This is a genomic window from Pseudomonas sp. (genome assembly GCF_036387035.1).
In the GTDB taxonomy this organism is placed as follows: Bacteria; Pseudomonadota; Gammaproteobacteria; order Pseudomonadales; family Pseudomonadaceae; genus Aquipseudomonas.
In genome coordinates, this window is sequence record NZ_DASVUM010000233.1 from 1 (window position 1) to 5,402 (window position 5,402).

Here is a 5,402-nt window from a genome sequence, read left to right on the forward strand (position 1 = left end):
CGCCTTTTCGCCCAATGATTTTGCGGAGCTGGTGATGGCCGAACGTATGGTGTTCGTCGAGCGCGACACCCTGGAAACCCAGATCAAAGCCTCGATCAACCTGGATGGCACCGGAAAGGCCCGATTCGATATCGGCGTCCCTTTTCTTGAACACATGCTCGACCAGATCGCCCGTCACGGGCTTATCGATCTGGACATCGAATGCAAAGGCGACCTGCATATCGACGATCACCACACCGTGGAAGATGTCGGCATTACGCTGGGTCAGGCGTTCAGCAAAGCCATCGGCGACAAAAAAGGCATCCGTCGCTACGGCCACGCCTACGTCCCGCTGGATGAAGCGTTGTCGCGGGTGGTCATCGACTTCTCCGGTCGTCCCGGCCTGCAAATGCACGTGCCGTATACCCGCGCCACTGTCGGCGGCTTTGACGTGGACCTGTTCCAGGAATTCTTCCAGGGCTTCGTCAACCACGCCAATGTCACGCTGCACATCGACAACCTGCGCGGCCACAACACTCACCACCAGATCGAAACCGTCTTCAAGGCTTTTGGCCGTGCATTGCGCATGGCGGTGGAGCTTGACGACCGCATGGCCGGCCAGATGCCTTCGACTAAAGGCGTGCTGTAATGCAGACCGTTGCCGTTATCGACTATGGCATGGGCAACCTGCACTCGGTGGCCAAGGCCCTGGAGCATGTCGGCGCCGGTCGCGTGTTGATCACCAGCGATGCCTCCGTCATCCGTGAGGCCGACCGTGTCGTGTTTCCAGGTGTCGGCGCCATTCGCGACTGCATGGCGGAAATTCGGCGCCTGGGCTTCGATGCCCTGGTGCGCGAAGTCAGTCAGGACCGTCCGTTTCTCGGCATCTGTGTGGGCATGCAGGCGCTGATGGAGCGCAGCGAGGAGAGCGGCGGCGTTGATTGCATCGGCACGTTCCCCGGTCAGGTGCGTTTCTTCGGCAAGGACCTCCACGAAGACGGCCAGCATCTGAAGGTCCCGCACATGGGCTGGAACGAAGTGGCGCAGGCCATGGATCACCCGCTGTGGGCCAATATTCCGGACATGGCGCGGTTCTATTTCGTGCACAGCTATTACATCGATTCGCCGAACCCGCAGCAGATCGTTGGCCGTGGCCATTACGGTCATGATTTTGCCGCCGCATTGGCCGATGGCTCGCGCTTTGCCGTGCAGTTCCACCCGGAGAAGAGCCACACCCATGGCCTGCAGTTGCTGCAGAACTTCGCGGCGTGGGACGGCCGCTGGTAATGAGCAAGAAGGCCAAACCGCCGATTCTGACCCTCACTCCCGAGCAGGAGAGCGAGGCGTGTCACACGATCAAGCGGTTCATGGAAGACCGTTTCGAACTGGACCTGGGTTCGTTCGAAGCGGCCGAAATTCTGGAATTGTTCACCCGCGAGATCGCGCCGCATTACTACAACCGCGCGATCTTCGATGTTCAGACGCACCTCAAGGAGCGTTTCGAAAGCATCGAGAGCGACCTGTGGGCGTTGGAGAAGAGCAGCTAGAAGCCTCAAGCCTCAAGCTGCAAGAATCAGTAGAAATGCCCCTTGCAGCGTATGGCTTGCAACGAGCGGCACTTGGACGAAGGAAAAGCGAATGCTCATTATCCCTGCGATCGACCTTAAGGACGGCGCCTGCGTGCGTCTGCGCCAGGGCCGGATGGAAGATTCCACGGTGTTCTCCGATGATCCGGTGAGCATGGCCGCCAAATGGGTTGAAGGCGGCTGCCGTCGTTTGCACCTGGTTGACTTGAACGGCGCGTTCGAGGGCCAGCCTGTCAACGGCGACGTCGTCACGGCGATTGCACGGCGCTACCCGAACCTGCCGATCCAGATCGGCGGCGGCATCCGCTCCTTGGAAACCATCGAGCACTACGTCAAAGCCGGCGTGAGCTACGTGATTATCGGCACCAAGGCGGTCAAGGACCCCGACTTCGTCGCGCAAGCCTGCCGCGCGTTTCCAGGCAAAGTAATCGTGGGCCTGGATGCCAAGGACGGCTTCGTCGCCACCGACGGCTGGGCTGAAGTCAGCACGGTGCAGGTGATCGATCTGGCCAAGCGCTTTGAAGCCGATGGCGTCTCGGCCATCGTTTATACCGACATCGCCAAAGACGGCATGATGCAGGGCTGCAACGTCCCGTTCACCGCCGCGCTGGCCGCCGCGACCCGCATTCCGGTGGTCGCCTCGGGCGGTATTCATAACCTGGGCGACATCAAGGCCCTGCTCGACGCCAAAGCCCCCGGCATCATCGGCGCGATTACCGGCCGCGCGATCTATGAAGGCACGCTGGACGTGGCTGAGGCTCAGGCGTTTTGTGATTCCTACAAAGGCTGACTGGCACGCTCCCCTGTAGAAGTGAGCGTGCTCGCGATGCGCTTGGTCAGCCGAATGATGTGCAACTGACCCAGCGCCATCGCGAGCAAGCTCACTCTTACAAAAGCGGGCTCCAAATTCAGAAGCTGTGATGTTGGGCAGATTCCCAACCGTTTTCGGAGAACTGGCCCATGGCCCTCGCCAAACGCATCATCCCCTGCCTGGACGTCGACAATGGCCGTGTGGTCAAGGGCGTGAAGTTCGAGAACATCCGCGACGCCGGTGATCCGGTGGAGATCGCCCGGCGTTATGACGAGCAGGGTGCCGACGAGATTACCTTCCTCGATATCACCGCCAGTGTCGATGGCCGCGACACCACGCTGCACACGGTCGAGCGCATGGCCAGTCAGGTGTTCATTCCGCTGACCGTTGGCGGCGGCGTGCGCACGGTGCAAGACATCCGCAATTTGCTCAACGCGGGTGCGGACAAGGTCTCGATCAACACCGCGGCGGTGTTCAACCCCGAGTTCGTCGGTGAAGCCGCCGCGCGTTTCGGTTCGCAGTGCATTGTTGTGGCCATCGATGCCAAGAGAGTGTCTCTGCCCGGCGAAACGCCGCGCTGGGAAATCTTCACCCACGGCGGCCGCAAGCCGACCGGTCTGGACGCCGTGATGTGGGCGAAGAAGATGGAAGACCTGGGCGCCGGTGAGATCCTCCTCACCAGCATGGACCAGGACGGCATGAAGAACGGTTTCGACCTGGGCGTCACCCGTGCGATCAGCGACGCCCTCGGCATCCCGGTGATTGCTTCAGGCGGCGTGGGCAATCTTGAGCATCTGGCGGCCGGCGTGCTGGAAGGCCACGCCAGTGCCGTGCTGGCAGCGAGTATTTTCCACTTTGGCGAATACACCGTGCCGGAAGCCAAGGCGTACATGGCGAAGCAGGGGATCGTGGTTCGCTGACGGACGCAACTGCCCACCCGCTGAATTCTCGGCGGATGGGCGGCAGCCCTTCGTGAGCGAGCTCACTCGCACACGGGTGACGATCGGACGGCGAGGCGGCTTTGCATACGAGGCGCGTCAGGTCTGACGCCACCATGCCTACCAGCCGAACTGGACTTTGCAAACTGTTAGCGGCACTCTCGTGCGGTCGTCAGGCTCAGGTGCCAGGGATATGTTCAAAGGTGTTTTGCTTGCACTGATCAGCGTTGCGACATTGCTGTCAGGAGCCGCCAGGGCTGGCGATACGCAGGCCTACTCAATGGTTCTGCTGACCGAAAACTTCCCCCCTTACAACATGGCCACCGACGGCAAGAATTTCGCCCAGGAAGCCAACATCAAAGGCATTGCCGTCGAGGTGGTGCGCGAGACCTTCAAGCGTGCCGGTATCGGCTACAGCATGACCCTGCGTTTCCCCTGGGACCGCATCTACAAACTGGCGCTGGAAAATCCCGGCTACGGTGTGTTCGTGACCGCGCGATTAGCGGAACGCGAAAAGCGCTTCAAGTGGGTTGGGCCGATCGGCCCGGACGACTGGGTTCTGTTGGCGCGCGCAGACAGCCAGATTCAGCTGAGTACACTCGAGGCCGCGCGCTCCTACCGAATCGGCGCCTACAAGGGCGACGCCATTGCCGTGGAGCTTGCGCGTCTGGGCATGAAGCCCATCACGGTGCTGAGCGACAAGGACAACGCCAGGAAGCTGGTCGATGGCCAGCTCGATTTGTGGGCGACCGGCGATCCGGCGGGGCGGTACCTGGCGCGGCAGGAAGGCATCACGGGCCTGAAAACCGTGCTGCGCTTCAACAGCGCTGAACTGTTTCTTGCCTTGAACAAAGACACTCCCGACGCCGTGGTTGCCCGCCTGCAAGGCGCACTGGATCAACTCCGCCAGGAAGGCGTGGTTGATTCCATATTCGCCAAGTACCTTTAGCGCGGCCCGGGACCGCCGCCCGGGTCGCGGTCATTTGTTAATCGCCAGCTTCAATGGCTCACTCAACAACTTTGCGCCAGATGCGCTGAGGTGGTTGTCGTCCAGGTAGTAGAAGCGTTTGTCCTTGCCAATCTCGCAGCTGGCGGCATTGCAAAAGTACTGTTTGGTTCGGATGACCTGCAACGATCCACTGTCGGTTTCGTCAGCCAGCATCGACATCTCGCCTTCGTCCCAAGCGTCGATGGCAGTGCGCGGCACGCTGTCACCCAGTGCGCTGACGACCGCCTTCACATGGCCGAACATCTGGATATCGGGCACCTGTTCAAGAATGAACAGCTTGCTTTGCGGCGTGGTGCGGGTGAAGAACTTCACCGTGGCATCCACGCCTCTGGTAACCACCTGCTGAGGCGTTAGCCCGGTCTCGCCGGTTTCCAGTTGCAGCAGATGATGTTTCTTCTGTAGCACGTTCTTCTTTTGCCAGCCGTGCATGTAAAGGGTCCAGCGGCCGACCAGAATGATTTTCTCCGGCTGCAGGCTGGCGATCTGTTGCGCGTAATGCGCCAGTTGGCCGGGCTTGTCGCAGTTTGAGCTGTTTCCAATACCGTCGTAACGCTCGAGCCCCACCAGCGGTGGGCAACCCGGGATCGACACGAACATGTAGGTCATGGCCGGGTCGGCGCTGAAGGCATCAACCAGCGGCAACACGTGTGAGTCCCCGAAGAGCACGACCAGTCGGCTGCCCGTGCCGATTTTCTTGCAGGCCAGGTCCGACCCTCCCGCGTCATACCCGTCGCAATCCTGCACCTGAACCGCCATTGGGTCGGCCACAGGTGTATAGAGCACGTTCAGCGTCCCGCCTACTGCCAGCAGCAGCACGATGCTCGCCACCGCCCACCTGAAAACGCTCTTTTGAGAGACGCGGTTTTTGTAGCGGAAGGGCGCCTCGATGTACTTCCAGCTGACCCACGCCAGCCCGAACACGGCAATGATCAGCAGCGGGAACACCGCCTGGTCGTCACTCGAAAATTGCAGCGGTGACAGGCGATACAGCGCAAAGATCGGCTGGTGCCAGAGGTAAGCGCTGTAGGACAGCAGGCCTATCCAGACCACGGGCTTGAGCGACAGCGCCTTACCGGTCA

The 5,402-nt window shown here is 60.8% G+C and carries 7 protein-coding genes; 6 read left to right on the forward strand and 1 reads right to left on the reverse strand.

Features of this window, described 5'->3' with window-relative positions; all coding sequences use genetic code 11:
• Positions 1-34 precede the first annotated feature (34 nt).
• The 6 genes from hisB (at position 35) to VF672_RS21235 (ending at position 4,263) form a co-directional block, all read left to right on the forward strand.
• The gene (gene hisB / locus VF672_RS21210) at positions 35-628 is read left to right on the forward strand and encodes an imidazoleglycerol-phosphate dehydratase HisB (protein ID WP_037017551.1); all 594 of its coding nucleotides are present in this window, start codon (positions 35-37) and stop codon (positions 626-628) included.
• The gene (hisH, locus tag VF672_RS21215; RefSeq protein WP_331106548.1) at positions 628-1,266 is read left to right on the forward strand and encodes an imidazole glycerol phosphate synthase subunit HisH; all 639 of its coding nucleotides are present in this window, start codon (positions 628-630) and stop codon (positions 1,264-1,266) included. Before hisB ends, hisH begins: the two co-directional genes overlap by 1 nt.
• Positions 1,266-1,526 (forward strand): DUF2164 domain-containing protein, encoded by a 261-nt coding sequence (locus tag VF672_RS21220; RefSeq protein WP_331106550.1) that lies wholly within the window; start codon positions 1,266-1,268, stop codon positions 1,524-1,526. Before hisH ends, VF672_RS21220 begins: the two co-directional genes overlap by 1 nt.
• A gap of 91 nt (positions 1,527-1,617) precedes the next feature.
• Positions 1,618-2,355 carry a 1-(5-phosphoribosyl)-5-[(5-phosphoribosylamino)methylideneamino]imidazole-4-carboxamide isomerase gene (gene hisA, locus VF672_RS21225; protein ID WP_331106552.1) on the forward strand — a complete coding sequence of 246 codons (738 nt, stop codon included), beginning with the start codon at positions 1,618-1,620 and terminating at the stop codon, positions 2,353-2,355.
• Between the two features lie 170 nt (positions 2,356-2,525).
• Positions 2,526-3,296, forward strand: a complete 771-nt coding sequence (gene hisF, locus VF672_RS21230; protein WP_331106554.1) for an imidazole glycerol phosphate synthase subunit HisF — start codon at positions 2,526-2,528, stop codon at positions 3,294-3,296.
• 211 nt (positions 3,297-3,507) lie between these two features.
• Positions 3,508-4,263 carry an ABC transporter substrate-binding protein gene (locus VF672_RS21235; protein WP_331106556.1) on the forward strand — a complete coding sequence of 252 codons (756 nt, stop codon included), beginning with the start codon at positions 3,508-3,510 and terminating at the stop codon, positions 4,261-4,263.
• 30 nt (positions 4,264-4,293) lie between these two features.
• On the opposite strand, the gene VF672_RS21240 is transcribed toward VF672_RS21235, so the two are convergent.
• The coding region (locus VF672_RS21240; protein ID WP_331106558.1) for an acyltransferase family protein at positions 4,294-5,402 on the reverse strand (1,109 nt) is incomplete at its 5' end.

Coding starts and splice junctions, on each gene's coding strand:
- hisF (WP_331106554.1), top strand. CDS start 2,526: ATGGCCCTCGCCAAACGCATCATCCCCTGCCTGGACGTCGACAATGGC.
- hisH (WP_331106548.1), top strand. CDS start 628: ATGCAGACCGTTGCCGTTATCGACTATGGCATGGGCAACCTGCACTCG.
- VF672_RS21220 (WP_331106550.1), top strand. CDS start 1,266: ATGAGCAAGAAGGCCAAACCGCCGATTCTGACCCTCACTCCCGAGCAG.
- hisA (WP_331106552.1), top strand. CDS start 1,618: ATGCTCATTATCCCTGCGATCGACCTTAAGGACGGCGCCTGCGTGCGT.
- hisB (WP_037017551.1), top strand. CDS start 35: ATGGCCGAACGTATGGTGTTCGTCGAGCGCGACACCCTGGAAACCCAG.
- VF672_RS21235 (WP_331106556.1), top strand. CDS start 3,508: ATGTTCAAAGGTGTTTTGCTTGCACTGATCAGCGTTGCGACATTGCTG.